The 26,165-nt window shown below is 64.9% G+C and carries 23 protein-coding genes and 1 pseudogene; 15 read left to right on the top strand and 9 right to left on the bottom strand.

Features of this window, described 5'->3' with window-relative positions:
* The first annotated feature begins 201 nt into the window (after positions 1 to 201).
* Positions 202 to 987 carry an acetoacetate decarboxylase gene (locus ACVW1C_RS03810; RefSeq protein WP_456757242.1) on the top strand — a complete coding sequence of 262 codons (786 nt, stop codon included), beginning with the start codon at positions 202 to 204 and terminating at the stop codon, positions 985 to 987.
* Positions 988 to 1,004: 17 nt separating this feature from the next.
* Here ACVW1C_RS03810 and ACVW1C_RS03805 read toward each other — a convergent pair whose 3' ends face one another.
* From ACVW1C_RS03805 to ACVW1C_RS03790, 4 genes and pseudogenes are all read right to left on the bottom strand, one after another.
* Positions 1,005 to 2,309 (bottom strand): MFS transporter, encoded by a 1,305-nt coding sequence (locus tag ACVW1C_RS03805; protein WP_456757241.1) that lies wholly within the window; start codon positions 2,307 to 2,309, stop codon positions 1,005 to 1,007.
* Positions 2,310 to 2,428: 119 nt separating this feature from the next.
* A pseudogene (locus ACVW1C_RS03800) lies at positions 2,429 to 3,626 on the bottom strand (acetyl-CoA C-acyltransferase).
* A 434-nt stretch (positions 3,627 to 4,060) separates the two neighbouring features.
* Complete coding sequence (locus ACVW1C_RS03795; RefSeq protein WP_456756830.1) at positions 4,061 to 5,146, bottom strand: IS4 family transposase; 1,086 nt, start codon at positions 5,144 to 5,146, stop codon at positions 4,061 to 4,063.
* A gap of 215 nt (positions 5,147 to 5,361) precedes the next feature.
* Positions 5,362 to 5,529: a hypothetical protein gene (locus ACVW1C_RS03790; RefSeq protein ID WP_173642273.1), complete on the bottom strand. Its 168-nt coding sequence runs from the start codon at positions 5,527 to 5,529 to the stop codon at positions 5,362 to 5,364.
* Positions 5,530 to 5,809: 280 nt separating this feature from the next.
* On the opposite strand from ACVW1C_RS03790, the gene ACVW1C_RS03785 reads away from it, so the two are divergent.
* Positions 5,810 to 7,072: an MFS transporter gene (locus ACVW1C_RS03785; RefSeq protein ID WP_456757240.1), complete on the top strand. Its 1,263-nt coding sequence runs from the start codon at positions 5,810 to 5,812 to the stop codon at positions 7,070 to 7,072.
* 297 nt (positions 7,073 to 7,369) lie between these two features.
* The gene (locus ACVW1C_RS03780; RefSeq protein WP_456757239.1) at positions 7,370 to 8,452 is read left to right on the top strand and encodes a helix-turn-helix domain-containing protein; all 1,083 of its coding nucleotides are present in this window, start codon (positions 7,370 to 7,372) and stop codon (positions 8,450 to 8,452) included.
* 351 nt (positions 8,453 to 8,803) lie between these two features.
* Here ACVW1C_RS03780 and ACVW1C_RS03775 read toward each other — a convergent pair whose 3' ends face one another.
* Positions 8,804 to 9,805 carry an IS110 family RNA-guided transposase gene (locus ACVW1C_RS03775; RefSeq protein WP_456757238.1) on the bottom strand — a complete coding sequence of 334 codons (1,002 nt, stop codon included), beginning with the start codon at positions 9,803 to 9,805 and terminating at the stop codon, positions 8,804 to 8,806.
* Positions 9,806 to 9,970: 165 nt separating this feature from the next.
* Positions 9,971 to 10,741: an enoyl-CoA hydratase gene (locus ACVW1C_RS03770; RefSeq protein ID WP_456757237.1), complete on the bottom strand. Its 771-nt coding sequence runs from the start codon at positions 10,739 to 10,741 to the stop codon at positions 9,971 to 9,973.
* Between the two features lie 135 nt (positions 10,742 to 10,876).
* Between ACVW1C_RS03770 and ACVW1C_RS03765 the strand changes: the two genes are divergently transcribed.
* Positions 10,877 to 11,416, top strand: a complete 540-nt coding sequence (locus tag ACVW1C_RS03765; RefSeq protein WP_456757236.1) for a PaaI family thioesterase — start codon at positions 10,877 to 10,879, stop codon at positions 11,414 to 11,416.
* 60 nt (positions 11,417 to 11,476) lie between these two features.
* Complete coding sequence (locus tag ACVW1C_RS03760; protein WP_456757235.1) at positions 11,477 to 12,085, top strand: TetR/AcrR family transcriptional regulator; 609 nt, start codon at positions 11,477 to 11,479, stop codon at positions 12,083 to 12,085.
* 152 nt (positions 12,086 to 12,237) lie between these two features.
* On the opposite strand, the gene ACVW1C_RS03755 is transcribed toward ACVW1C_RS03760, so the two are convergent.
* Both ACVW1C_RS03755 and ACVW1C_RS03750 read right to left on the bottom strand, forming a co-directional pair.
* Positions 12,238 to 12,750 (bottom strand): chromosome partitioning protein ParB, encoded by a 513-nt coding sequence (locus tag ACVW1C_RS03755; protein WP_456757234.1) that lies wholly within the window; start codon positions 12,748 to 12,750, stop codon positions 12,238 to 12,240.
* 115 nt (positions 12,751 to 12,865) lie between these two features.
* Positions 12,866 to 13,783, bottom strand: a complete 918-nt coding sequence (locus ACVW1C_RS03750; protein ID WP_456757233.1) for a LysR family transcriptional regulator — start codon at positions 13,781 to 13,783, stop codon at positions 12,866 to 12,868.
* Positions 13,784 to 13,903: 120 nt separating this feature from the next.
* On the opposite strand from ACVW1C_RS03750, the gene ACVW1C_RS03745 reads away from it, so the two are divergent.
* The 9 genes from ACVW1C_RS03745 to ACVW1C_RS03705 all read left to right on the top strand — a co-directional run bounded on the left by ACVW1C_RS03745 (position 13,904) and on the right by ACVW1C_RS03705 (position 23,801).
* Entirely contained in the window at positions 13,904 to 15,400 is a 1,497-nt protein-coding gene (locus ACVW1C_RS03745) for a CoA-acylating methylmalonate-semialdehyde dehydrogenase (protein ID WP_456723531.1), read from the top strand.
* Between the two features lie 184 nt (positions 15,401 to 15,584).
* Positions 15,585 to 16,730 (top strand): isobutyryl-CoA dehydrogenase, encoded by a 1,146-nt coding sequence (locus ACVW1C_RS03740; RefSeq protein WP_456757232.1) that lies wholly within the window; start codon positions 15,585 to 15,587, stop codon positions 16,728 to 16,730.
* On the top strand, positions 16,727 to 17,809 hold the full coding sequence (locus ACVW1C_RS03735) for an enoyl-CoA hydratase/isomerase family protein (RefSeq protein WP_456757231.1): 1,083 nt from the start codon (positions 16,727 to 16,729) through the stop codon (positions 17,807 to 17,809). Before ACVW1C_RS03740 ends, ACVW1C_RS03735 begins: the two co-directional genes overlap by 4 nt.
* 25 nt (positions 17,810 to 17,834) lie before the next feature.
* Complete coding sequence (gene mmsB, locus ACVW1C_RS03730; RefSeq protein WP_456757230.1) at positions 17,835 to 18,722, top strand: 3-hydroxyisobutyrate dehydrogenase; 888 nt, start codon at positions 17,835 to 17,837, stop codon at positions 18,720 to 18,722.
* Positions 18,723 to 18,852: 130 nt separating this feature from the next.
* Positions 18,853 to 20,577, top strand: a complete 1,725-nt coding sequence (locus ACVW1C_RS03725; protein ID WP_456757229.1) for an AMP-binding protein — start codon at positions 18,853 to 18,855, stop codon at positions 20,575 to 20,577.
* 13 nt (positions 20,578 to 20,590) lie between these two features.
* The gene (locus tag ACVW1C_RS03720; protein WP_456757228.1) at positions 20,591 to 21,070 is read left to right on the top strand and encodes a MaoC family dehydratase; all 480 of its coding nucleotides are present in this window, start codon (positions 20,591 to 20,593) and stop codon (positions 21,068 to 21,070) included.
* Positions 21,071 to 21,235: 165 nt separating this feature from the next.
* Complete coding sequence (locus ACVW1C_RS03715; protein ID WP_171947537.1) at positions 21,236 to 21,382, top strand: hypothetical protein; 147 nt, start codon at positions 21,236 to 21,238, stop codon at positions 21,380 to 21,382.
* 275 nt (positions 21,383 to 21,657) lie between these two features.
* Positions 21,658 to 22,575, top strand: a complete 918-nt coding sequence (locus ACVW1C_RS03710; protein ID WP_456757227.1) for an SDR family NAD(P)-dependent oxidoreductase — start codon at positions 21,658 to 21,660, stop codon at positions 22,573 to 22,575.
* 2 nt (positions 22,576 to 22,577) lie between these two features.
* Complete coding sequence (locus ACVW1C_RS03705; protein ID WP_456757226.1) at positions 22,578 to 23,801, top strand: NAD(P)/FAD-dependent oxidoreductase; 1,224 nt, start codon at positions 22,578 to 22,580, stop codon at positions 23,799 to 23,801.
* 6 nt (positions 23,802 to 23,807) lie between these two features.
* Here the strand turns inward: ACVW1C_RS03705 and ACVW1C_RS03700 are convergent, their stop codons facing one another.
* Complete coding sequence (locus ACVW1C_RS03700; RefSeq protein WP_456757225.1) at positions 23,808 to 25,025, bottom strand: MFS transporter; 1,218 nt, start codon at positions 25,023 to 25,025, stop codon at positions 23,808 to 23,810.
* A 93-nt stretch (positions 25,026 to 25,118) separates the two neighbouring features.
* On the opposite strand from ACVW1C_RS03700, the gene ACVW1C_RS03695 reads away from it, so the two are divergent.
* Complete coding sequence (locus ACVW1C_RS03695; RefSeq protein ID WP_456757224.1) at positions 25,119 to 26,021, top strand: LysR family transcriptional regulator; 903 nt, start codon at positions 25,119 to 25,121, stop codon at positions 26,019 to 26,021.
* Positions 26,022 to 26,165: the final 144 nt, after the last annotated feature.

Here is a 26,165-nt window from a genome sequence, read left to right as displayed (position 1 = left end):
CGATGACGCCGTGATGACAAATGCCGCGCCGCCGCGCGGCGCATCCGCCATGCCTGCCTGCATGGTTAGCATTGGCCTGATCAGCAACACGCGGGTCACGCAAGCGTAACCGCGGTCATGCCCGTGACGGAAATCCCTCATATCGCTGTCAATCTCGGCCGTTAGCTTCCGCGCAATATTTCCAAACAGGGGGTTATCGCGATGCGCAGGGAAGATCTGCTCAAGCTTCCGTCCATGCCGGCTGCCGGTCCGAGCTATCCCGCCGGTCCCTACCGCTTCATCGATCGCGAATTCCTCGTCATCACCTATGAGACCGATCCGGAATTGATCCGCGCCGGCTTGCCTGAGCCGCTGGAGCCGATCGAGCAGGCGATCGTGCATTACGAATGGATCAAGATGCCCGACAGTTCCGGCTTCGGCAGCTACACCGAGTCCGGCCTCGTGATTCCCGCGCGGCTGCACGGCGAGGAGGTCAACTTCGTCTGCCAGATGTATCTCGACGATGATCCGCCGATCGCGGCCGGCCGCGAGATCTGGGGCTTTCCGAAGAAATACGCCCATCCCAAGCTCGAGATCGTCAAGGACACGCTGACCGGCACGCTGGAATATGCCGGCCAGCTCGTCGCGATGGGCACGATGGGCTACAAGCACGAGAGCATGGCCGGCAATGGCGACATCACCCGCGCCACGCTGTCGAAGACGCAAATCAATCTGAAGATGATCCCCGGCGTCGACGGCCATCTCGAGATCTGCCAGCTGGTTGCGATCAACCTGACCGACATCGTCGTCAAGGGATCGTGGATCGGACCCGGCCGGCTGCATCTCGTGCCGCACGTCAACGCACCGGTCGCGGACTTCCCGGTCAAGCGCGTCGTCGGCGCGCATCATTACATCGCTGATTTGACGCTGCCGTTCGGCCGCATCGTGCACGACTACAACAAGGAAGTCGCAGAGGCGGCGGCACCGACCGGTCTCGCCGCGGAGTAGCACGCGGCGAGGCTCGATCAGGCCGCGACCGGTTTCGCCTCCGGCGCGACCTTGGGCTGCGGCCGCGAGATCGCCAGCACACTCAGCGCGGCGGTCACGCAGAGCGCGCCTGCGATGAAGAATGCCGGCAAATAGCTCGCATAGAGCGTGCGCGACAGCCCTGCGCCGAACGCGGCGGCGCCGGCGCCGAGCTGGTGGCCGGCAAAGATCCAGCCGAACACCAGATTGGCGCGCTCGGCGCCGAAGCGCTGCGCGGTCAGGCGCACCGTCGGCGGCACGGTTGCGATCCAGTCGAGGCCGTAGAACATCGCAAACAGCGACAGCCCGTAGAAGGTGAAGTCGGAGTACGGCAGATACAGCAGCGACAACCCGCGCAGGCCGTAATACCAGAACAACAGCCGGCGATTGTCGAAGCGGTCCGACAGCCAGCCCGAGATGATGGTGCCGAAGAAATCGAAGATGCCCATCGCCGCGAGCAGGCTCGCGGCCTGCACTTGGGGAATGCCGTAGTCGAGGCACATCGGGATCAGGTGCACCTGGACGAGGCCGTTGGTCGAGGCGCCGCAGACGAAGAAGGTAGCGAACAGGATCCAGAACACCGACGACTTCGAGGAATCGCGCAACGTGCCGAGCGCGGCCGCCATGATCGGCGCATTGGCCGGCGGCGGCGCGGGGAGCGGCGTGGTGCCTTCGTCGCCGAACGGACGCAGGCCGACATCGCTCGGCCGGTCGCGCATCACCATCAGCACGGCGAAGGCGGCAACGCCGAGCATGACGCAGACAAGGCCAAGCGCGACACGCCAGCCGTAATGCTCGGTGATGGTCGCGAGCAGTGGCAGGAAGGCGAGCTGCCCGGTCGCGACGCTCGCAGTGAGCATACCGATCACGAGGCCGCGTCGCGCGACGAACCAGCGCGTCGCGATCGTCGCGCCGAGTACCAGCGCGGTCATGCCGGTGCCGATCCCGATCACGACGCCCCACAACAGGATGAGCTGCCAGACCTGCGTCATGGCGAGCGAGGCCAACAGTCCCGAGACCACGATCAATTGCGCCGCCAGCGTCACGTTGCGCAGGCCATAGCGGTTCATCAGCGCCGCGGCGAACGGCGCCATCAGCCCGAACAGGATGAAGCGGATCGACAGCGCGGAGGAGATTTCCGCGGTGGACCAGCCGAACTCCTTCTGCAAGGGCACGATGAAGACACCGGGTGCGCCGACGGTGCCGGCTGAGATCAGCGCGGCCAGGAAGGTCACGGCGACCATCACCCAGCCGTAATGGATGTTGCGGCGGGCGAGGGCGGAAGCAAGCCAGTTCGAGATCATTGGGCCCCGTTGAGATGCGATGAGTATTCTATTCGTGGTGCGCAATATGGCACGAGGGATCTATGTCTAAAATGACATAGTTCCCTCGTTTTCGGACTCGGCCGCGGAGCCGTCTTGAACTAGCGCGTGACCCGCTCGACCGCGATTGCGGTGGCTTCGCCGCCGCCGATGCACAAAGCGGCGACGCCGCGCTTCAGGTTCTGCGCTTCCAGCGCGTGCAGCAAGGTCACGATCAGCCGCGCGCCGGTGGCGCCGATCGGATGGCCCAGCGCACAGGCGCCGCCATTGATGTTCAGCCGGTCACGGGGAATGCCGAGATCGCGCTGCGCCGCCATCGCGACCACCGCGAACGCCTCGTTGATCTCGAACAGGTCGACATCGCCGACGCTCCAGCCGACCTTGTCGAGCAGTTTTCTGATCGCCGGGATCGGCGCGGTGGTGAACCATTGCGGCTCCTGGCTGTGGGTGGCGTGGCCCTTGATTTCGGCCAGCACCGGCAGGCCGTCGCGGTCGGCGAGCGAGCGCCGCGCCAGGATCAGCGCGGCGGCGCCGTCGGCATTGGCCGAGGAGGCGGCGGGCGTGATGGTGCCATTGGCGCGGAACGCCGGCTTCAGGCCGGGGATCTTGGCCGGATCGACCTTCAACGGGTGCTCGTCATTGGCGATGATGCGCGGGCCGGCCTTCTCGTTAAGCGTGATCGGTGCGATCTCGGCCTTGAAGGCGCCGCCCTCGACCGCCTTGCGGGCGCGGCTCAGCGTCTCCATCGCGAAAGCGTCCTGGTCGGCGCGGGTGAACTGATAGGCCTCCGCGGTCGCCTCGCCGAAATCGCCCATTGAGCGGCCGGTCTCATAGGCGTCCTCGAGGCCGTCCATCATCATGTGGTCGATGATGCGGTCGTGGCCGGCGCGATAGCCGCCGCGCGCCTTCTGCAGCAGATAGGGCGCGTTGCTCATGCTCTCCATGCCGCCGGACAGCACGATTCTCGGCCGAGCCGGCCCTTATGATGTCGTGGGCCAGCATGGTCGCCTTCATGCCGGAGCCGCAGACCTTGTTGACGGTGGTGGCGCCGGTGGCGTCCGGCAGACCTGCGCCGCGCGCGGCCTGACGGGCGGGGGCCTGGCCCTGGCCGGCCGGCAGCACGTTGCCCATGAACACCTCGTCGATGCGTTCGGGCGCGAGCTTTGCGCGCTCGAGCGCCGCGCCGATCACATGCGCGCCGAGCTTGTGGGCCGCGAGCGGCGTGAGTTCGCCCATGAAGCGGCCGAGCGGGGTGCGGACGGCGGAGAGGATGACGACGGGATCGGCGCTGGTTGCCATGGCAGGATTCCCTTCAAGGCCGGGGAGTTGATTGAATTATAATCATCATATGATGCGATGCAAAAAATGCAACTCCGGCTCCCATGACAAAATGTCGTGTTGGCATGAATCAGAGGCCGGGATAGTTCCGCAATCACCACTGTCGTCCCGGCGAAGGCCGGGACCTAAACGCCGCAGCAGTGGTTGTGAGAGGGACTCGTCGTTCCAGCATTGCGCAACAATTTGCATTTGGGGTTGGGTCCTGGCTCTCGCCCATAGGCGCTAAGATAGTTTGATCATTGCCTGATAGCGGCGCTTGCGTCTGGGGGGCTCGCGCAGATGTCGCCGGAGAGCACGGCTTGCTCTGCGCAGACAAGCGATCGTGGGTTGGGGAATGACGGCTTGGAGCCATGAGGCGATGAGCTGACGTAGCAGGCGCCATGCGGAAGGTCTGGTCAGGCGGCTTCGTCCAAGCGGGGAGAGTCCTCGAGTTCGTCGACCAGCGGCTCGAGCAGTAGAGTGATCAGCAGGTGAGCGAGGATATGGGGTTTAGCGGACCGCTGGTCAGTTCCGGGAGGTCCCTTCAAGCCAATCAAGCTCTTCAGCCGCTTGAAGCCGAGCTCAATCCGCCATCGCAACCGGTAGAGGGCAATGACGTCAGCAGCCGTGAAGTCCTCGCCCTTGAGCGAGGTCGCCAGGATTACCCAATCTGCGGCCTCAAGCGTTTGCCTGGAGAGTTGATGGCCTCCCTTCTGGGCTGTCCTGCGTGCCTTGCGTCGCGCCTCCGCGGCCGCATGCGCCGGCTTTTTGACCGCGACCAAGCGCACAGCAAGCGGTTGCGCACCGGACTTGCGCTCTATCCAGATCGGTCGATCGATCATGCCGCCTGCCAAGGCCTTGCGCAGCTCTGCGATGAGATCGACAAGGTTGCCGTTGCGATCCAGCCAACGCGCGCTCTTCCAGCCCGCGCGGATCACGAAGTCCGCGCCGGCATCGACCAGATGCGCCATGCGCTCTGGTTGCAGGTAGGCACGGTCGGCAAGACGGATCTCGCCGGCAGTCACGGGTATCCGATCCAGTGTCTCGCCTGCGCCCTCATCGGTCAGCTCGAAGTGCCCAAAGCGCTCTTGCGGAAGATCGAACGCACTGTGGATACGCCACACTGCGTTGTTTTGCCTGCCCTCGGTTCCGGCTTTGGGGACCGTCGTGGCGTCAACGATGCGGATCAGCCGACCGCGGCTTGCCTTCGGCGCACCACTCGCAAGTGCCTGACCTATCAGTTGCGCCAGCCAATCTCCGGACTGACGCAAGCGATACAACAGAGCCACGTTGGAGATGTCGACAAGGCCCACCGACGTCGCCCACGCCGCCGTCAGCCGCAGACCCCGCGTGCCCAGACAATACGCAAGGATCAGCCGCAGCAAATCAACCGCATTGGTGATCTCGCGCGGACGAACAAACGCCTTCGTCTCGCGCGCGCCAACCTCCAGAGCCTCAGCCCCACCAAGCCGAGCAACAACACGCGCCCAGTCTTCGTTCACAAGCGATTCGTGTCTCATCCCTTCTTGGCATCACATACAAATTCAACGCGCAAATCCTATTTTAGCGCCTATGGGCCTTCGCCGGGACGACAGTGAGTGTGTGGGGCGACTTGTGAATCATACTTCCGCGTTCTCGCGACATGAATCGTCCGAGCTTTGCATCTTGAGTATTTATCCGCGGGGGCCGGCGCCTCCGGGCTTGCCCGCGATGTGGCCTAGTCCGACCGCCAGGCCCCGAGCAAGAACCGTCGCTTCGGTGCGGCGCCTGCCTGCTTCTGCACGTCGGGCAGGTCGACGGCGTAACGCTTCATCAGCAGCTTGATTGCGACCGCGATGACCACGAAGGGTGTGACGTAGATCGCGAAAACTTCGAAGGCGTTCATGGCGTCCTCCGCGGTTTCGGAGCAGGCATGCTAGCACAATCGCTGGGCGAGGGGGACGGCCGATCCGGGGGGCGCGCCGGACAAAATCGGGCGCGCAGTGCAACACGCTGCCGCTGATGCCGCCGCGCATGGCCGCATGCGGCAGCTTCGATTGACACCGACTCCGTCGGCGCTACGCTGCTGGCCCGGGACGCTTTTCCCAACAGAATCAAAATCCGGAATCTAGACCCAGAAGAACCAAGAAAAGGGCAGGACACGCCGTGACACGCGTCATCGCGTCTTGAGCGGGACCACGCGGACTTCCGCGCTCGCGCCATTTCGCATCCGCAGCTATCGCTTTCAATGGCCATCCGATCTGCTCACCTCCTGGGCGTTCGAGGTCGAGACGCTGGTGCTCGGCTGGTACATCATGGTCGAGACCGGCTCGGTGCTGCTGCTGACCGTGATGGCCTCGCTGCAATATGTCGGCACGCTGGTCGCGCCGGTGGTCGGCATGATCGGCGACCGCATGGGGCATCGCGATCTGCTCGCCGTGATGCGCTTTGCCTACACGGCGCTTGCCGGGACCATCATGTTGCTGGCGCTGACGGGGCATCTGGCGCCGCTGAAGGTCATGATCATCGTTGCGCTGATGGGCGTGATCCGCCCGTCGGACCTCGGCGTCCGCGGCGCGCTGCTCGCCGACATCATGCCGCCGGCGCAGCTGGTCGGCGCCATCAGCCTGGCGCGCACGACGCAGGACTCGGCACGCATCGCCGGCGCACTGACCGGCGCGGGATTGTTCGCGGCGCTCGGCATCGGCTATGTCTATGTCGGGATCGCGAGCTTCTATTTCGTTGCCGCGATCCTGATGCTCTGCATGGGCCGTCCGGCCCAAGCGCACGGCGCAGCCGATCTCGCGGCGGGCGATGTGCCGGGCTCAAAACTGCTGCGCGACCTCAAGGAGGGCATCGTCTATGCCTGGAGCGGTCCGGGCATGCGCGCCGCGCTCTGCGTCGCGTTCCTGGCCAACCTCACCGCGTTTCCGCTCACCAACGGCCTGCTGCCTTACGTCGCGCGCGACATCTTCCATACCGACCAGACCGGGCTCGGCTATCTCTCCGCGAGTTTTGCATTCGGCTCGCTGATCGGCTCGATCACGCTCAGTATGGCCGGCGGCGTGCGCATCGCGCGGCTTCTGATCGGCGCGACGCTCGCCTGGTACGCGATGCTGCTGGTGTTCGTCGAGCTCAGGACCATGCCGGTGGCGATGGCCTGCCTGGTGCTGGCAGGCATCGCGCAGAGCATGTCGATGATCTCCGCCGCCGTGATGCTGATGCGCAACGCCAGCGCCCATCTGCGCGGCCGCGTGATGGGCGTGCGCATGATGGTGATCTACGGCCTGCCGCTCGGCCTGCTCGCGGCCGGCAGCCTGATCGACCTGATCGGCTACACCGCGACCGGCACGCTGCTGGCGGCGGCAGGCTTCATCGCCATGCTGGCGATCGCGCTGCACTGGCGGGCTGATCTGTGGCCAGTGCATGCGCCGGCGAATGCAAGGTGAGGGGCAGGCGTTGCCCGGATAAACCGAAGCTCAATCCGAGGCCGATAAGGCCCCGCATATCGATTTGCACACTGCGACCAGGTACTTCCGCGCCCGTCCTAACACCAGGACTTGCATATTAAGAGGCACGCGATCTCATAGACGCATCAACGCGCGTGCCAGCAGAGCGTTGTCCAACTGCATTGAGTTGGCGATGCATTTTGCCCGTTCGGAACGTTGAGCTGCATCGGCCTCTTGCAATCGTAAGGTTATGCGCATATATGCGTATAAGATCATTGCTAGCGGTGAGGTCAACCAATGGTAAATCGGCTGAAGTATCACCGGGTTCAGAACGCCAAAACGCAATCCGAGGCTGCTAAGGCGGCTGGTGTAACCCAACCGACATATCAGCGCTGGGAAACAGGCCGCGCTGAAGTGCCAAGTGCGGCGTTGGCAAAACTGGCAAAATACTTCAAGGTAACCACGGCGGAACTGCTAGGTGCGCATCCGCCTGTGGAGGCGGCATTCTATGACGATGATGCGCCGCTTGACCTGCAATACTACGGTGAGATCGCTGTGCATTTTAGGAGCGGCAGCGAACCTTTGGTGCTGTCGATCTCAGAAGCTGCCCGTGCGTCAGCCCATTCGCAGCTGCACGAGAACCGTCGGTTCATCACGTTCAAGGACTTGGGCAACCGCAGCGTGGCGATTCGACGCGACGCCATTTCCGAGTTCTATCTTTCCAGCGAAGCCTACGACTGGTACGGGCCGGAAGAAGAACATGCCAGCTATAAGCTGGGCACGCCGATCCAGATGCCTGATACGCGCGATTGGGACATCATCGAGGCAATCTACGCCGAAGAAATTGGCGCCGGTGATTTCACGTCAGATTATCCAAGGGAGCAAGTCGAGCGCGTCTGTAGAGCGATCATGATCACCGATGAGCAGTGGGACAAGCTAGTCGCTGATGGCCGCGTCAAGCAGGAGGAACTTGAAACCGAAAAGGCTGCGCGAGCGGCGGACACCGCCGAAATTCTTGCCTTGGCTCACACCGTGACGATCCAACTTTCGAACGGAAAGCGCCGAGAGATTGAATATGTCGACTGCAACCTTTTCGAGTGCTGGGAGCAGTTTGAGGACGTACACTATCCCTACAGCGATCCGGAGCCCGGTCTAATTCACCTACCGTATGAGGGCTATCATCGGACAGTATTCCTCAACCCAGGCGCATTGGATTACGTTTCGTTTCCGACCCATAAAGTGGAAGGTGACCGTATCGAAAGTTATGACGATGGACTGACGGACGATCACGAGATTGAGGCTGCGGGCGACGATGACAAGGCGATCAAGCTGCCGAAGCCAAAAAAGAAGACGCCCGCGAAGAAAGGGCGGACAAAATGAAGCCGACGCTGGCGTAGCCCGGATCGAGCGAAGCGCAATCCGGGGCAGCTTGATCCGCAGATGACGCGTCCCGGATTGCGCTGCGCTCCATCCGGGCTTCTGTAACGGGCCTTGTTTAGTCAATCCCTTTTTGCGTCATCCACTCGCCGGGCACTTGCTTCTGTACGGGATCGGCGCGGTGGCCGTCGCCTGATGGGGTGCATTGAGGAGCCGGCCGGCCAATCTACGGAAGCGTGGTTGTGAGCCACTTCCCGGATGGCGGCCTGACCGGATCCATCGTCCCGGCGAAGGGACTTCGCTCGGGGAGAGCCTGGTGTCGTGGCCCGCCCAGAACCGATTGATGCTCCTGGTTTAGATGGCGTTGGCCAACGGGTTGAATGGTTTCGCATCGGCGAGCATGCGATGCACCAGCGCGACCTTGGCCTTGCGCATGCCGGCACGCCTGGCGATCCGCATGGCCCAGCCCTTCAGCGCCGCGCAATTCCTGACCGGCTTGGTCAGCATCACGTGAGCCGCCTGATAGAGCGCCTCGCGCACGGACGCATCGCCGATCTTGCTGATGCGGCCGGTGTAATCGGTTTCCCCCGATTGGTATTTCTTCGGGGTGAGGCCAAAATGCGCTCCTGTCGCCTTCGATGACCGGAAGCGCTTCGGGTCGTCGACCGCCGAGGCATAGGTGAGCGCCACGATCGGGCCGACGGACGGCGTCGTCATCAAGAGCCTGGCCTGCGGGTGCGATTTGGCGAGCTTCTGGACCTGCTTGTCCAGGCTGTTGAACTCGCGCCGCAGCACGGCATGGGCTTCGAGCAGCGCCTGCGCCACCACCTCAAGTCCAGGATGGCCCGCAACGAGCTCCCGGATGCGTTCGGCGAAGGTGCGCTCGGTGGTCGCGCCGACCTTCAGGCCAAAGCCGCGGAGCACGCCGCGCAGGCTGTTCTCGACGTCGCGCAGCTTGGATTGCAGCAGCTTGCGCGCCGTCAGAATGGCACGGCTCTCCTGCGCCGCGATCGATTTGCAGTGCACCGGCCGGAACCAGCCGAGCCGCATCAGTTGCGCGATCCCGCGCGCATCATTGCGGTCCGACTTCACCACCATTGCCTTGAACGCATCGCGCACATGCCGGGTCTCCAGAAGCTCAACCGCAAGTCCCGCCTCCCGCATCGCCGCGTACAGCGACAAGGGACCTGCCTCCAGCCCGATCCGCTCAAGCACCAGCCCCAGCGACCGGAACCAGCCGATCAGGGCCTCCGGCTCGCTCGCAACCTTCGCCTCGCGCAAAATCTTGCCGGCCCCGTCGACAAGGCAAACACTCGAGCATTCCAAAGACACGTCGATTCCTGCATAGTGGTACATGGTCGTCCCTCATGATGCTTGGAGCGGGCTTGCCTCACTCCGTTTGACACCATCAGTTCGAGGGACGACCGCCTTCCAACCAACAGGCCGCTCGCGAGCGCGCCTCCAAATCGCGCCGTAGCGAGCGGGCGGCCGGCCCGTTACCCCATCTACAAGGTGTCACTATTACCGCTTGCGATCCAAAAATCCCTGCAGCAGGCGCTGCGGCTCGCCGGTCTGGAACGACTTGCCGAACACGCCGACGCTCAGGTTCACCGACTCGGTCAGCGGCAGCTCTTCCCATTGCCGCAGCAGATCCTTCTGGATGCGCAGCGCTTCGGGGCCGCATTCCAGCAGCGCCTTGACTGTGTGCTCGACGGCCTCATCGAGGCCGCTGGGTTTTGCCACGGTGTCGACAAGGCCCCAGGAGAGCGCAGTGGAGGCGTCGATGTTTTCCGCGGTCATCATCAGCCAGCGGGCGCGGCCCCAGCCGATCAGGCGCGGCAGCAGTGCTGCGTGAATCACCGAGGGGATGCCGACGCGGACCTCGGGCATGCCGAACATCGCGTCATGCGCGGCAACGCGGACGTCGCAGGCGACCGCGACCTCGAGGCCGCCGCCGAGGCACCAGCCGGGCAGGCGGGCGATGACAGGCGCGGGGAATTTGCGCACGGCCTCGCAGAGATCGCGCAGGCGGCTGATGAAGGCTTCCGCCGATTGCTGGTCGAGCTTCGCCATCTCCTTGATGTCGGCGCCCCCGATCATGCTGCGCTCGCTTTCGCCGGCCAGGATCACGGCGCGGATGGTCGGATCGGCGGCGAGATGCTCAAAGCCTTCGCGCACGCCGTTGGTCACGGCCGAGCTGACGATGTTCAGCCTGCCGGCGTTGCAGATCGTGAGGCGGACGACGCCTCTGGCGTCGCGGTCGATGCCGCAGTGCGGATTGAGCATGTCCATTGGAAAAAGTCCCGGCGCAGGAATTGATAGCGCCATGTCTCGGACAAAGCGCGTCTCTGTCAAGGCACTGGCCCTGTGGTTGCGCTGCATGGCGCGGATCTATAGAATTATAGTAATCATATAAATGGAGCCGTCATGACCGCCGCCGAGACTTCAGATCTTCATTCGCCCGAGCTGCTGCGCACGCGCGTGGTCGAATGGCAGGCGCCCGGGCCGGTCGCCAGGGCGGCGATGCCGATGTCCGGGATCGAGGCGATGCGCGCGATCCGCGACGGCCACTTGCCGCCGCCGCCGATGGCAAAACTGATCGGCTTCCGCATGGCTGTTGTCGATGAGGGGCGGATCGTGATGGAACTCGAACCGCATGAGAGTCTGGAGAACACCATCGGCCTCTTGCACGGCGCGACCGCCGCCGCACTGCTCGATACCGCGATGGGCTGCGCGATCTCGACCCTGCTGCCGGCGGGGCAGACCTCTGTCACGCTCGACCTCAAGCTGACCTATCTGCGCCCGCTCTCGGCGCGCTCGGGAACCATCTCGGCCGAGGGCAAGGTGATCAAGCTTGGCCGCCAGACCAGCTACGCCGAAGGTTTTGTCCGCGACGGCAAGGGCAATCTTGCAGTGCACGCGACCGCGACGTTTTCCATGCTCGGCGGGGAATCAAAGGCGAAATAACTGCAGCATTCCCGGCGCAAATCTGCTATTGTATGATTAGAAACATTCCATGAGAGCGGCATGCGCTATTCGAAAGAACACAAGCAGGAGACCCACGCGCGGATCGTGAAGAAGGCCGCGACGCGGCTGCGCGAGAGGGGCGCCCATGGCATCGGCGTCGCCGACCTGATGAAGGATGCCGGCCTGACCCATGGCGGCTTCTACGCGCATTTCGATTCACGCGAGGCGCTGGTGATCGAGGCCTTCAACTACGCCATGGACCGCGCCACCGAGCGCTGGCGCAAGGTCACGGCGGAGGTGCCGCCGGAGAAGCGGCTTGCAACCATGGTCGACGGCTACCTTTCGGCGGCTCATCGCGACGATCCCGGCCAGGGCTGCGCGGTTCCGGCGCTTGGTGCCGAGATCGCCCGCGAAGGCCCGAAGACCCGCAAGGCCTTTGCGCTCAAGCTCGACCAGATGATCGACATGATGGCCGACCAGATCCAGGACGTGCCGCGCAAGACTGCGCGCAGGCAGGCGATGGCCACGCTCGCGACCATGATGGGCACCATCGTGATGTCGCGGATCGCGGGCAATGGCGAGATGTCCGACGAGATCCTCAGCGCGGGCCGCGAGGCGGTGCTCGGCCGGGCGGCTGTGACGAAGAAGCCGCGTGCCAGGGCGAATTAGGGGCGTTCCCGCGACGAGGCGCCGGATCTCCCGGTTTGGTTTTCGTCGGCAACGAAGGCATGAGGCACCCTTTGGAAGGCCTCAGCGCTGCGAGGCTTCCGGAGTGATGGCCCTTCGCATGCTCCCTCCGACCTTGATGGCCGAGGCAATAATCAATAGCGACCGCCATCGCGCTTTTGTTGTGTGAGCCATTCCGACAGCGTCCTCGTTTTTGATCGTGGATCACCCGACGACCCTCGTCTGATACTCGTTCCGGAGCGCGCCGACCGAAGCTTGGCTGATTCAGTTTCCACGATCGCGTCTGCGGAAGCCGACGATCTCTCGGCAGCTTCTCTCTCGAGGCGCAGCTTCTTCAATCGCGCCATTTTGTCCCGCTCCGCCTCTGTCTCGGCTCCGTCGGACAACAGCGTCTTGTGGTGAGCAGTCTCTGCTGAACCCCGGACTCCGATGATGGTTGTCTCGCCAAGCGCCTTGCAGGCCTCGAGCCGATGCAACCCCTCGAGCAAAACGAGGCGGCCCTCATCAGGCCGAACGAGAATGGGGACTTGTTGCCCAACTTCCAGAATACTCGCCGCGATTTCTCGAACGAGCTCAGGCCTGAGGGTTTTCCGTTTCTTAACGGGCACGTAAATCTGATCGATTGGAAGACTTTCCGGGTCGGGCACAGTGTTACTCCCTACTCAGGATCCGTCCAAAATGCGGTTTAAGGATGAAGCGCCACACTGCCAAGGCATTTCTCAAAGAGGCATTTCTCAAACTGAGCTCGAGGGCCAGCGCCAGTCAGGTCGGCCCGGCAAACAGCGCGCGCTCGGCTTCCACCGTCTCATAGATGTAATCCGCCACCGCGCGGATGCGGGCGAGGTCCTTGCTGTCGGCGTGCATCAGGAGCCAGAAGGTGCGCGAGATCCGCACCTCGTCGCGCAGCACCGGCTGCAACTCGGGGTGGGTGGACGCCATGAAGTGCGGCAGCACCGCGATGCCGAAGCCGGCGATGGTGGCATTGAGCTGTGCGATCAGGTTGGCGCTGCGGAATTTGGCCGAGATCTTCGGCGAGACCAGCGGCAGATAGTCCAGTTCCGGCGTGAACAGCAGCTCCTCGATGTAGCCGACGAAGCGGTGCCGCGGCAGGTCGGCGCGCGCGGCGATCTTTGGCGCCTGCGCCAGATAGCTGGGTGCGGCATAAAGCCCGAGCGTGTAGTCGAGCAGCTTGCGGCCGACGATGCGACCTTCCTTCGGCATGGTCAGGCTGATCGCGATGTCGGCCTCGCGCTTGGAGAGCGAGAACAGCCGCGCGGTGGCAACGAGCTGCAGATCGAGATCAGGATACCGCTCGGTGAACTTGACCAGCCGCGAGGCTAAAAAGTGGCTGCCGAAGCCGTCGGGCGCGCCGATCCGTACCGTGCCGGTGAGATGCGCGCGCGAGCCGCCGACCGCTTCCTGGTTGGCGACGATGGTCGATTCCATCGCCTCGGCGCTGTCGGCGACGCGCTGGCCGGCCTCGGTCAGCAGGTAGCCGGTCTTGCGCCGATCAAACAGTTTTGCGGAGAGGCGGCCTTCCAGCCGGTCGACACGCCGGATCACTGTGGCATGATCGACGCCGAGCTGCTTGGCGGCAGCCGACACCGACCCGCCGCGCACGATGGCAAGCACGAAACGGAAGTCGTCCCAGTCGATCGTGTCGCCGCCTTGATCCTGCATTTCCGCACATCTAAGGTGCAATTTATCGGACTTGAATCCTATAAAATGCAGGGTCATTAGGGTTTGTAAAGCGATCTCGCCGCGAGGAGCGGCGATTCAGGTCTTCAAGGGAGGATATTCATGCGCTCGATCGGACATTTCATCGGTGGCAAGGAGGTCAAGGGCACCTCGGGCCGTACGGCCGACGTCTTCGAGCCGATGACCGGCGACGTCCAGGCCAAGGTGGCGCTGGCCTCCAAGGCCGAAGTTCGCGCGGCGGTGGAGAACGCCCGCGCCGCGCAGGGCGAATGGGCCGCCACCAACCCGCAGCGCCGCGCCCGCGTGATGATGAAATTCGTCGAGCTGGTGCAGCGCGACTACGACAAGCTCGCCGAACTGCTGGCGCGTGAGCACGGCAAGACCGTCCCCGACGCCAAGGGCGACATCCAGCGCGGCCTTGAAGTCGCCGAGTTCGCCTGCGGCATCCCGCATCTGATGAAGGGCGAATACACCGAGGGCGCCGGCCCCGGCATCGACATCTATTCGATGCGCCAGCCGCTCGGCGTCGTCGCCGGCATTACGCCGTTCAACTTTCCGGCGATGATCCCGATGTGGAAGTTCGCGCCCGCGATCGCCTGCGGCAACGCCTTCATCCTCAAGCCGTCCGAGCGCGATCCGGGCGTGCCGATGATGCTTGCCGAACTGATGATCGAAGCGGGCCTGCCGGCCGGCATCCTCAACGTAGTCAACGGCGACAAGGAAGCGGTCGACGCCATCCTCGACGATCCCGACATCAAGGCGATCGGCTTCGTCGGCTCGACGCCCATTGCACAGTATATCTATGAACGCGCCGCGCAGACCGGCAAGCGCTGCCAGTGCTTCGGTGGCGCCAAGAACCACGCCATCATCATGCCCGATGCCGACATGGACCAGGCGGTCGACGCGCTGATCGGCGCCGGCTACGGCTCGGCCGGTGAGCGCTGCATGGCGGTCTCGGTTGCGGTGCCCGTCGGCAAGACCACCGCCGACCGACTGATGGAAAAGCTGATCCCGCGCGTCGAGTCGCTCAAGATCGGCACCTCGGTCGATCCGTCGGCCGACTACGGTCCGCTGGTGACCCGCGAGGCAGTCGAGAAGGTGAAGAGCTACATCGACATCGGCGTCAAGGAAGGCGCGACGCTCGCTGTCGACGGCCGCGGCTTCAAGATGCAGGGCTACGAGAACGGCTTCTATCTCGGCGGTTCGCTGTTCGACAACGTCACCAAGGACATGCGGATCTACAAGGAAGAGATTTTCGGCCCGGTGCTCTCGGTGGTGCGCGCCAAGGACTATCACGAGGCGCTGGCGCTGCCGTCCGACCACGACTACGGCAACGGCGTTGCGATCTTCACCCGCGACGGCGACGCCGCGCGCGACTTCGCGGCCAAGGTCAATGTCGGCATGGTCGGCGTCAACGTGCCGATCCCGGTGCCGATCGCCTACTACACCTTCGGCGGCTGGAAGAAGTCCGGCTTCGGCGATCTCAACCAGCACGGTCCGGACTCGGTTCGCTTCTACACCAAGACCAAGACGGTGACCTCGCGTTGGCCGTCCGGTGTCAAGGACGGCGCGGAGTTCTCGATCCCGACGATGAAGTGACGCGAGATTGGAGTGAGCTACAGCAGCATCGGGAAATCACCTCTCCCTTGGGGAGAGGTCGGCGCGAAGCGCCGGGTGAGGGGGCACGGTCTCTCGTCGGAGCGGCAGCCCCTCACCCGATTTGCTGCGCAAATCGACCTCTCCCCGGTGGGGAGAGGTGACCTCAGCCTGCGGGGGCATTGAGATGCAGTTCGCTCTCAACGAGGACCAGATCGCGGTTCGCGACATGGCGCGGGCGTTTGCGGCTTCGAGGATCGCGCCGCACGCGCTCGAATGGGACGAGAAGAAGCACTTTCCGGTCGACGTGATGCGCGAGGCAGCAGGCCTCGGCATCGGCGGCATCTACATCAACGACGATGTCGGCGGCTCGGCGATGACGCGCTTCGACGCCGCGCTGATCTTCGAGGCCTTGGCGACGGGCTGTCCGACCACGTCCGCGTTCATCTCGATTCACAACATGGCGTCCTGGATGATCGATGCCTATGGCAACGACACCCAGCGCCACAGATGGCTGCCGAAGCTCTGCACCATGGAGTTGCTCGCGAGCTACTGCCTGACCGAGCCAGGCGCCGGTTCGGATGCAGCTGCGCTGCGCACCCGCGCGGTGCGTGACGGCGACCATTACGTGCTCAACGGCCAGAAGCAGTTCATCTCGGGCGCCGGCAGCACCGACCTCCTGGTGGCGATGGTGCGGACCAGCGGCGATGGCCCCGGCGGCGTCTCGACGATCGTCGTCGACGGCAAGACGCCGGGCGTCTCGTTCGGCGCCAATGAGCGCAAGATGGGCTGGAATGCGCAGCCGACCCGCCCGGTTGTATTCGAGAACGCGCGCGTGCCGGTCGAAAACCGGCTCGGCGAGGAGGGCATCGGCTTCAAGATCGCGATGGCCGGCCTTGACGGCGGCCGTCTCAACATCGCGGCGTGCTCGCTCGGCGGCGCACAGACGGCGCTCGACAAGGCGCTGTCCTACATGAAGGACCGCAAGGCCTTTGGAAAGCGCCTCGACGAATTCCAGGCGCTGCAGTTCAAGATCGCCGACATGGCAACCGAGCTCGAAGCCGCACGCACATTCCTGTGGCGCGCAGCCGCCGCGCTCGACCGCAAGGATCCCGACGCCTCCATGCTGTGCGCGATGGCGAAACGGTTCGGCACCGATGTCGGCTTCGAGGTCGCTAACCAGGCGCTGCAATTGCATGGCGGTTACGGCTACCTCAGTGAATACGGCGTCGAGAAGATCGTGCGCGATCTGCGCGTGCACCAGATCCTCGAAGGCACCAATGAAATCATGCGACTGATCGTGTCGCGCAAATTGATCGAGGGCGCGCGATGAATGATGTGGCCGCTGCCGAAGGCGACCTGATTGCGCGCAAGGAAGGGGCGGCCGGCATCATCCGGCTCAACCGGCCGAAGGCGATCAATGCCGTGACGCTGGAGATGTTCCACGACATCGACAGGGCGCTCGACGCGTTCGAAGCCGATGGCGATGTCGCGGTTATCGTGCTGGAAGGCGCCGGCGAGCGCGGCCTGTGCGCCGGCGGCGATATCCGCGCGCTCTGGGAAAGCTCGAAGGTCAAGGGCGACCTCGGCAAGATCCTGTGGCGCGATGAGTACATCCTCAACGCGCGGATCAAGCAATTCCCGAAGCCCTATGTTGCCTTCATGGACGGCATCGTGATGGGCGGCGGCGTCGGCCTGTCGGCGCACAGCCGGCACCGCGTGGTGACCGAGCGAACCAGGCTTGCGATGCCCGAAGTCGGGCTCGGCTTCTTCCCCGACGTCGGCGGCACCTATCTGCTGTCGCGTTCGCCGGGCGAGATCGGCACCTATTTCGGGCTGACCGGCACCACGATGAACGGACCCGATGCGATCTATGCCAGGTTCGCCGACGCAGTGGTGCCGAGCGCCAAGCTTCCGGCGCTGCGCGAGGCATTGACTAAGGTTGCGCCGGGCACGACGTCCACCGAAATCGACCGGCTGATTGCAGGCTTTGCCACCGGCGAGAAATCCGGTCCCGTTGCCGCGCTACAGGCCAAAATCGACAGCTGGTTCGCGCGCGGACGGATGGAGGACATCGTTGACGCGCTGGAAGCGGATGGCTCCGACCTCGCGCAGGCCACGCTGAAAACGCTCGGCGAGAAGTCCCCACGCGGCATGGTGGTGACACTGAAACTGTTGCGATTGGCGCGCGCCACCGAGACGCTCGAGGAGTGCCTGGTGCGCGAATATCGCGCGGCGCTCGAGGTGTTCGCCAGCGACGATTTCCGCGAGGGCGTGCGCGCCGCCGTGATCGACAAGGACCGCAATCCGAAATGGCAGCCCACCCGGATCGAGGACGTGACGCCGGAGATACTGGCGCCTTACTTCGCCGAGATCGGCGCCGACGAATTGAAATTTCCCGACAGCAAATAGAAACGTCGCAAGCGGAGGACTTCCCATGGCAAACGTCGCATTCATCGGGCTCGGCAATATGGGCGGGCCGATGGCGGCCAATCTGGTCAAGGCCGGCCACAAGGTGACCGCATTCGATCTGGTCGCAGCAGCCCGCGATCAGGCCAGGAGCGACGGCGCCGCGATTGCCGAGAGCGGTGTCGGCGCAGTGAGGGGCGCCGATGTCGTCATCACCATGCTGCCGGCCGGCAAGCATGTGCTCGGCGTCTGGAACGAAGTGCTTCCGGCGATGGCCAAGGGCACGCTGATCATCGACTGCTCGACCATCGACGTCGAAAGCGCCAAGCAGGCGCATGCGCTGGCCGCCAAGCACGGCATCGCCTCGGTCGATGCGCCGGTTTCCGGCGGCACCGGCGGCGCCAAGGGCGCGACGCTGACCTTCATGTGCGGCGGCGAGGCCGAGGCATTCGCGGCGGCGCAGCCGATGCTGGCCAACATGGGCAAGAAGATCGTGCATTGCGGTGCCGGCGGTGCAGGGCAGGCGGCCAAGATCTGCAACAACATGATATTAGGCATTTCGATGATCGCGGTCGGCGAGGCCTTCGTGCTGGCCGAAAAGCTCGGCCTGTCGCACCAGGCGCTGTTCGACGTCGCCTCGACCTCGTCGGGGCAGTGCTGGTCGCTGACCACCTATTGCCCGGTTCCCGGTCCGGTGCCGACCTCGCCGGCCAACAACGACTACAAGCCGGGTTTCGCCTCCAGCCTGATGGTGAAGGACCTGACGCTGGCGCAGGACGCCGCCAATGCCGCCGGTGCGGTGACGCCGCTCGGCAAGCATGCGCAGGAGCTCTATAAGACCTTCGATGCGTCGGGCCACGGCGGGGTCGACTTTTCCGGAATTATCCAGCACGTTCGGAGCCTCGCTGGGAAATAGTGTTGGGTCCGTCATCCTGAGGTGCGAGCGCCAGCGAGCCTCGAAGGATGCGGTGCCCGTGGCCCATCCTTCGAGACGCCACGCTTCGCGCGGCTCCTCAGGATGACGCTAGAAAACGTGGTGAAGCCGGATGACCACATTTCAGGACGCACGCGCCTTTCTGCTCAAGCACCGCACCGACTACGAGGCCGCGGTGAAGGGATTTCGCTGGCCGGATCCCGTGCCGTTCAACTGGGCGCTCGACTGGTTCGACGCTGAACTGGCGCACAATGCCGACAGCCGCGACCGGCCGGCGCTGTGGATCGTCGATGCCGCCAGCGGCAACGAGATCAAGCTGAGCTTCGCTGAGCTGTCACGCCGTTCCAACCAGGTCGCGAACTTCCTGCGCGCGCAGGGGCTGAAGCGCGGCGATCATCTGTTGCTGCTGCTCGGCAATGTCGTGCCGCTGTGGGAGACCATGCTGGCGGCGATGAAACTCGGCGTCGTCGTGATCCCCGCGACCACGCTGTTGACCGCGGATGAATTGCGCGACCGGCTGGATCGCGGCAAGGCGAAGGCGGTGGTCGCGACGCAGGATCAGGTCGCGAAGTTCGTGGGCCTCGGCGGCGAAAAGCTGGTGCGCATCGCGGTCGGCGCGACGCAGGCCCACGATGGCTGGCTGCCGTTCGAGGATGCGGCGAAGGCGTCGGATGCCTTCGCGCCTGATGGCCCGACCCAGGCCCACGACCCGATGCTGCTGTATTTCACCTCGGGTACCACGGCTAAGCCAAAGCTGGTGCGGCACAGCCAGCGCAGCTATCCGGTCGGCCATCTCTCGACCATGTACTGGATCGGCCTACAGCCCGGCGACATTCATCTCAATATCTCCTCGCCCGGCTGGGCCAAGCATGCCTGGAGCTGCTTCTTTGCGCCGTGGAATGCCGGTGCGACGATCTTCATCGTCAACCAGCCACGCTTCGAGGCGAAAGGGCTGCTCTCGATCATCGGCCGCTGCGGCGTCACCACGCTGTGCGCGCCGCCGACGGTGTGGCGGATGTTCATCCAGGAGCAACTGTCGGACTTCAAGGTGAGCCTGCGGGAAGTGTGCGGCGCCGGCGAGCCGCTCAACCCCGAGATCATCGACCAGGTCAAATCGGCCTGGGGCCTGACCATCCGCGACGGCTACGGCCAGACCGAGACTACGGCGCTGGCCGGCAATTCGCCGGGGCAGAAGGTGAAGGTCGGCTCGATGGGCCGGCCATTGCCGGGCTATTGCGTGCAGGTGACCGACAATGACGGCCACGCCGCGAAGGAGGGTGAGGTGACCTTGTTGCTCGGCACTGAGCGGCCGGCGGGCCTGATGCAGGGCTATCAGGGCGATGACGGCAAGCTGATCGGCACCGACGGCGCAATTTATCGCAGCGGCGACGTCGTGTTCACCGATGACGAGGGCTATCTCACCTTCGTCGGCCGTACCGACGACGTGTTCAAGTCCTCCGACTACCGCATCTCGCCATTCGAGCTGGAGAGCGTGCTGCTGGAGCATGATGCAGTGGCCGAGGCCGCCGTGGTGCCGAGCCCGGACCCGATCCGGCTCGCGATCCCCAAGGCCTATGTGCTGCTGGCGTCCGGTGTCGAGCGCACGCCGGAGACGGCGCTGTCGATCTTCCAGCACCTGCATGCCCGGCTGGCGCCCTTCAAGCGGATCCGCAAGATCGAGCTGGTCACCGAACTGCCCAAGACCATCTCCGGCAAAATCCGCCGGGTGCAGTTGCGCCGGCTCGAACATGAGGATAATCGCAGCGATGCGTTGCGCGGAGCCGAGTTCCGCGAGGAAGAATTTCCGGAGCTGCAGAAGGTGCGGACCTCCGGTTAGCGAAGGTTAGCCAATGAACGAAGTCTGGAAGAAGCCGCCGGTGTCGCTGGAAACCTACCAGGGCATGGTCGGCAAGGAGATCGGCGTGTCCTCATGGCACCTGCTGGATCAGGGCCGCATCGACACCTACGCCGACGTGATCGAGGATCACCAGTTCATCCACGTCGATCCCGAGCGCGCGAAGAAGGAGACCGCGTTCGGCACCACGATCGCCCATGGCTTCCTGACGATGTCGCTGCTATCGATCATGTCCTACGAGGTGATGCCGGTGCTCGCGGGCACCGCGATGGGCGTCAATTACGGCTTCGACAAGCTGCGCTTCATCTCACCGGTGCGCTCGGGCAAGCGCGTCCGCGGCCGCTTCGTGCTGGCGGAAGCCACGCTGCGCAAGCCGAAGGAACTGCTGTCGCGCACCAATGTCACGGTCGAGATCGAGGGCGAGGAGAAGCCCGCGCTGGTCGCCGACTGGCTCGGCCTGATCTATTTCAGCTAAGGGATGGTTGAGTAGCTCCACTTTTCCCGCAAGCGGGAGAGGTGGAGCGAGTCCGCCTCCACCAGTTGTGCGTTGCACCGCTGATCCACATAGCGCATTGACGGCTTTGATCCCTGGTGTCCATCATGCCCCCGTTGAGGCGGTGCGGTCCCGGGAGTGGCAGCCATGGTGCAGAACATCGTCGCCGGACTTGTCGTGGTCGGTTTGATTGTGATTGGCTCGCTGAGCTACGCCCAGGAGCATCATGAGTGCTGGAGCGGACACCTGCTCAAAAGCCTGAAACCCTGCGGATCGATGACCCCTTCCGTCTAGCGCGCCCGGTGGCCGCCTTGGGTCTGGCCTTCTTGGGTCTTGGCCGGGCTTGACCCGGCCATCCATCGCTGCTCAAAAGTCTCCAACCTTTTCATGCCGCGCGGGCACTCACCCTCTCCCCTTGTGGGAGAGGGTAGCGCGATCGAGCGGAGCGAGATGGAGCCAGGTGAGGGGTTTCTCTCCGCGTGCTCATCCGTGGAGAGAACCCCTCATCCGGCGCTTCGCGCCACCTTCTCCCACAAGGGGAGAAGGGAAGTCAGAGCAGGAATAACGGCATGGCAATCAGGTTTGACGGACGCGTCGCTATCGTCACCGGCGCGGGCAATGGTCTTGGGCGGGCGCACGCGCTGGGGCTCGCCAGCCGCGGCGCCAAGGTCGTGGTCAACGATTTCGGCGGTGCGCGCGACGGCACCGGCGGCTCGCTGTCGCCGGCCGAGACCGTGGTCGAGGAGATCCGCAAGGCGGGCGGCACCGCGATGGCCGACGGCGCCGACGTCTCGAATTTCGAGCAGGTCACCGCGATGGTCGAGCGCGCCACCAAGGAGTGGGGCAGCGTCGATCTGCTCTGCGCCAATGCCGGCATCTTGCGCGACAAGTCGTTCACCAAGCTCGAGGTCGCCGACTGGGCCAAGGTGCTCGACGTGCATCTCACCGGCACCTTCTACTGCTGCAAGGCGGTGTGGGCCGGCATGCGCGAGCGCAACTACGGCCGCATCGTGCTGACGACCTCCTCGTCCGGCCTGTTCGGCAATTTCGGCCAGGCCAATTACGGCGCCGCGAAGGCCGGCATGGTCGGCCTGATGAACGTGCTCGCCGAAGAGGGCCGCAAGAACAACATCAAGGTCAACACCATCTCGCCGACCGCGGCGACCCGCATGACCGAGGAGCTGCTGCCGCCTCAGGCGCTGGCGCTGATGAAGCCGGAAGCGATTACGCCGGCGGTCGAATTCCTGCTCAGCGAGGATGCGCCGACCCGCACCATCATGGGCGCCGGCGCCGGCTCGTTCGCGGTGATCCGCGTGCTGGAAACCGAAGGCGTCAACCTGCCGCAGTCGGACTGGACGCCGGACGGCGTCGCCGCGCACTTCGACGCGATCAGCGACATGTCGACCGCGAAGGCGCTGCAAGGCGCGTTTGAGCAGACGCAGAAGTACGTCGCCCAGGCCGCCGCGCGGGCGGGGATCAAGCTCTGAGCATGACCGTCGCCGTCATCGGAGCCGGACCTGCCGGCCTGATGGCGGCGGAGGTGCTTGCGCAAGGTGGCGCTGCCGTCACCGTCTACGACGCGATGCCGTCGGCCGGCCGCAAGTTCCTGATGGCTGGCCGGGGCGGGCTCAATTTGACCCATAGCGAGCCGCTACCGGATTTCCTTGCGCGCTATCGCGAGGCGATGCCGCATCTCCAATCCGCGATCGAGGCATTTCCGCCCGATACCTTGCGCGCCTGGAGTGAAGCGCTGGGCCAGCCGACGTTCGTCGGCAGCAGCGGCCGTGTGTTTCCGAAGGCGTTCAAGGCGTCGCCCTTGCTGCGCGCCTGGCTACGGCGGCTCGATGCTGCGGGCGTTGCGTTCGCATTCCGGCATCGCTGGACGGGATGGGACGCGAACGGCGGACTGCTGTTTGAGACGACGGTCGGCCGTCGCGTGGTCAATGCCGATGCCACCGTGCTTGCGCTCGGCGGTGCGAGCTGGCCGCGGCTCGGCTCGGACGGCGCCTGGGCGGAGATCCTCGCGGCGAAGGGCATTGCCGTCGCGCCGATGAAGGCTGCCAATTCCGGCTTCACGGTCGCCTGGTCAAATATCTTTCGTGACCGGTTTGAGGGCCAGCCGCTCAAGGGCGTCGCCCTCACGATCGGGCAGCACACCGTGCGCGGTGAGGCGATCGTCACCCGCACCGGCATCGAGGGGGGCGCGATCTACGCGCTGTCGGCGGAACTGCGCGAGGCGGTGCTCGCCAAGGGAACGGCGACGCTCAGCGTGGCGTTGCGGCCCGATGCCGCGCGCGACGACCTGGTCGCGCGGCTGTCGGCGCCGAAGGGCAAGCAGTCCTTCTCCAACTTCCTGCGCAAGGCCGCGCAGCTCTCGCCCGTCGGCATCGGCCTGTTGCAGGAAGCGGCCGCCGCCTCCGGCCGATCGCTGGCCACGCTGCCGCCGGCCGAATTGGCCGGGCTGATCAATGCCGTGCCGATCGCGATATCAGGCGTGGCGCCGATCGCGCGCGCGATCTCGAGCGCCGGCGGGATCAGGTTCGACGAGCTCGACGCGCATTTCATGCTGCGTCGGCTGCCCGGTGTTTTCGCCGCCGGCGAGATGCTCGACTGGGAGGCGCCGACCGGCGGCTATCTGTTGCAGGCATCGTTTGCGATGGGGGGCGCTGCGGGGAAGGGCGCGTTGAACTGGCTCGCGCAACGCGCCTCGTAAACCTGGTCATTCCGATCCCGTCTTCGTCGAGATGTCGGTCATGAACCCCAGCACACCGAACGTGGCGGCCACCGCGCAGACCGCCGTCCAGCCGCCATAACTCCACGCCGCGGACGCCGCGGCTGCGCCGACCGCGCCGCCGATGAAGAACAGCGCCACGAACAGGCCGTTGATCCGGCCGCGCGCCTCGGGCTGCAACAGATTGACGGCGCGGCGGCCGAGCGTCTGGTCGGTGGTGATGCCGAAATCGAGCAGCACGGCGCCGACGCCAAGCAGCGCGAGAGCCGTGATCCGCGATTCGGTCATACCGGCGCAGGCGGACAGCGCGAGCGCGCCGACGATGAGAAGGTGCGAGACGATCAGCAACGGCCGCGCGAAACCTCGGTCACCCCAGCGTCCGGCGATCGGGGTCGCCGCCGCCCCGGCCACGCCGATCAGCGCGAACAGCGCGATCCCCTTGGCGTCGAGCTTGAACGGCGCATCCGGCAGCCGCAGCGCCACCGCGGCCCAGAACGCGGTGAACGATGCCATCACCAGCGCCGCGGTCCAGGACCGAACGCGCAGCACCGGCTCCCCGTGCAGCAATTTCGGGAACGAACGCAGCAGCGCGCCGTAGCTGACCTTCGTCGTGGGCTGCAGCGTCGGCAGATAGCGCGCCAGCGCGCAACCGAGGACGGCCATCAGGACGGCCGAGGTGAGGTAGTAGCCGCGCCAGTTCCAGCTGTCGGCGATCAGGCTCGCCATCGGCCGCGACAGCAGGATGCCGATCATCAGGCCGCTCATGACGTCGCCGATCGCTTGTCCGCGGCGCTCCGGCGGCACCATCGAGGCGACCAGCGGCACCACCATCTGGATCGCGGCGCAGGAGGCGCCGAGGATGAAGGTGGCCGCGAGCAAGATCAGCGGCGTCGGCGCCATCGCGGTGCCGACCGCGGCCACGATGGCGCAGGCCAGTGTGCGCAGGATCAGCCGCCTGTTCTCGACGAGGTCGACCAGTGGCACCAGCAGCAACAGCCCGAGCGCGTAGCCGAGCAGGGTCAGCGTCGAGATCAGGCCGGCCTGCAGCGCGGTCATGTCGAGCGATCGGCTCATCAGGCCAACCAGGATCTGCGGCGCAAACAGATTGGTGACGACGGTGCCGGTCGTGATGGCGCCGATCCAGATCAGGGGACGCACGGAGACGGTGCGCGCCGCGGAGAGCTTGGTGGCTTCGGAAATCGTCATGGGACCTCGCGGATGAGTGGCGAGGCCCCCTTTAGGGGATCGGCCTAATATGCTACAATTCAAATAAGATGATGAAGAATATGCGAGTTTGTTATGAATACCCATGACCTTGTGGCGTTCGTCGCCGTGGTCGAGACCGGATCGATCGTCGCGGCCTCGGTGCGGCTGAACCTGACCCAGCCCGGCGTGACGCGGCGGATTCAGAATCTCGAGGAGATGCTGGGTGCGCAGCTGCTCGACCGGCTGTCGAAGCCGCTGAAGCCGACGGCTGCGGGGATCGAGGCCTATGAGCAGGGCCGCCGCGTGCTGCGCATGCTCGACGACCTCAAGTCAGGCGTCGCCAATGACGGCGTGGTACGCGGCGAGTTCAGGCTCGGCCTGACGCCGTTTTTGTCGGAGGCGGGGCTGACCGGACCGCTCGATGCGGTGCGCGGCGAATTCCCTTCGCTTGCGGTGCGCGTCGTCTCGGGCTGGTCGCCCAACCACATGGAGCGGGTCAGCCGCAACGAGCTCGACGCCGCCGCGATCTGCCTGCCGGACGGCACCGCGCCGCCCGATGATCTCGCGGCCTCCGATCTCGGCGCGCAGCCGGTGGTGTTCGTCGTCGCGCGCGAGATGAAGACGCCGAAATTCGTCGACCTCGAATGGCTGTCGCGGACCGGGTGGGTGATTAACCAGGACGGTTGCGGTTTCCGCCAGACGCTGAAGCGCCATTTCGATGCGGCGCATCTGCCTTTCACCATCGCGGTCGAGGCGCTCGACAGCGACTTGCGCCTGTCGCTGGTGGCGCGCGGGCTCGGCATCGGCCTCGTCACGCCGGTGGCGTTGAAGCGAAGCCCGATCCGCGGCCGGCTCAAGGCGGTGAAGGTCGCGGATTTCAATCCGGCGGTGCGCGCCTGGATCGTGCATCGCCCGCCCGCCGGCCGCCTGGCGCGGCCGATCGAGGTGTTTCGCGATGCCCTCGACCGCGAGCTGCAGGCGCTCATTCGAGGGTAAGAGATCCACCTCGGATCGTGTCACCCGCCGTCGCCCTTCGAGGCCTCCGCTGCGCTCCAGCACCTCAGGGTGACGGCTCCAAGAGAGCGTCATCCCCGCGCAAAGGCTTCGCCTTTGTCGCTGGAGGTGCGAGCGCTTGCGAGC

Source organism: Bradyrhizobium sp. USDA 4011, assembly GCF_054063415.1.
Note: the sequence above shows the minus strand (reverse complement) of the source record. Positions and strands in the feature narration are given on the sequence as shown.

What these genes read in the sequence shown, in the direction of transcription:
- ACVW1C_RS03810 (WP_456757242.1), top strand. Translation starts at nt 202, where the DNA reads ATGCGCAGGGAAGATCTGCTCAAGCTTCCGTCCATGCCGGCTGCCGGT.
- ACVW1C_RS03805 (WP_456757241.1), bottom strand. Translation starts at nt 2,309, where the DNA reads ATGATCTCGAACTGGCTTGCTTCCGCCCTCGCCCGCCGCAACATCCAT.
- ACVW1C_RS03790 (WP_173642273.1), bottom strand. Translation starts at nt 5,529, where the DNA reads ATGAACGCCTTCGAAGTTTTCGCGATCTACGTCACACCCTTCGTGGTC.
- ACVW1C_RS03780 (WP_456757239.1), top strand. Translation starts at nt 7,370, where the DNA reads ATGGTAAATCGGCTGAAGTATCACCGGGTTCAGAACGCCAAAACGCAA.
- ACVW1C_RS03775 (WP_456757238.1), bottom strand. Translation starts at nt 9,805, where the DNA reads ATGTACCACTATGCAGGAATCGACGTGTCTTTGGAATGCTCGAGTGTT.
- ACVW1C_RS03770 (WP_456757237.1), bottom strand. Translation starts at nt 10,741, where the DNA reads ATGGACATGCTCAATCCGCACTGCGGCATCGACCGCGACGCCAGAGGC.
- ACVW1C_RS03765 (WP_456757236.1), top strand. Translation starts at nt 10,877, where the DNA reads ATGACCGCCGCCGAGACTTCAGATCTTCATTCGCCCGAGCTGCTGCGC.
- ACVW1C_RS03760 (WP_456757235.1), top strand. Translation starts at nt 11,477, where the DNA reads ATGCGCTATTCGAAAGAACACAAGCAGGAGACCCACGCGCGGATCGTG.
- ACVW1C_RS03750 (WP_456757233.1), bottom strand. Translation starts at nt 13,783, where the DNA reads ATGCAGGATCAAGGCGGCGACACGATCGACTGGGACGACTTCCGTTTC.
- ACVW1C_RS03745 (WP_456723531.1), top strand. Translation starts at nt 13,904, where the DNA reads ATGCGCTCGATCGGACATTTCATCGGTGGCAAGGAGGTCAAGGGCACC.
- ACVW1C_RS03740 (WP_456757232.1), top strand. Translation starts at nt 15,585, where the DNA reads ATGCAGTTCGCTCTCAACGAGGACCAGATCGCGGTTCGCGACATGGCG.
- ACVW1C_RS03735 (WP_456757231.1), top strand. Translation starts at nt 16,727, where the DNA reads ATGAATGATGTGGCCGCTGCCGAAGGCGACCTGATTGCGCGCAAGGAA.
- mmsB (WP_456757230.1), top strand. Translation starts at nt 17,835, where the DNA reads ATGGCAAACGTCGCATTCATCGGGCTCGGCAATATGGGCGGGCCGATG.
- ACVW1C_RS03725 (WP_456757229.1), top strand. Translation starts at nt 18,853, where the DNA reads ATGACCACATTTCAGGACGCACGCGCCTTTCTGCTCAAGCACCGCACC.
- ACVW1C_RS03720 (WP_456757228.1), top strand. Translation starts at nt 20,591, where the DNA reads ATGAACGAAGTCTGGAAGAAGCCGCCGGTGTCGCTGGAAACCTACCAG.
- ACVW1C_RS03715 (WP_171947537.1), top strand. Translation starts at nt 21,236, where the DNA reads ATGGTGCAGAACATCGTCGCCGGACTTGTCGTGGTCGGTTTGATTGTG.
- ACVW1C_RS03710 (WP_456757227.1), top strand. Translation starts at nt 21,658, where the DNA reads ATGGCAATCAGGTTTGACGGACGCGTCGCTATCGTCACCGGCGCGGGC.
- ACVW1C_RS03705 (WP_456757226.1), top strand. Translation starts at nt 22,578, where the DNA reads ATGACCGTCGCCGTCATCGGAGCCGGACCTGCCGGCCTGATGGCGGCG.
- ACVW1C_RS03700 (WP_456757225.1), bottom strand. Translation starts at nt 25,025, where the DNA reads ATGACGATTTCCGAAGCCACCAAGCTCTCCGCGGCGCGCACCGTCTCC.
- ACVW1C_RS03695 (WP_456757224.1), top strand. Translation starts at nt 25,119, where the DNA reads ATGAATACCCATGACCTTGTGGCGTTCGTCGCCGTGGTCGAGACCGGA.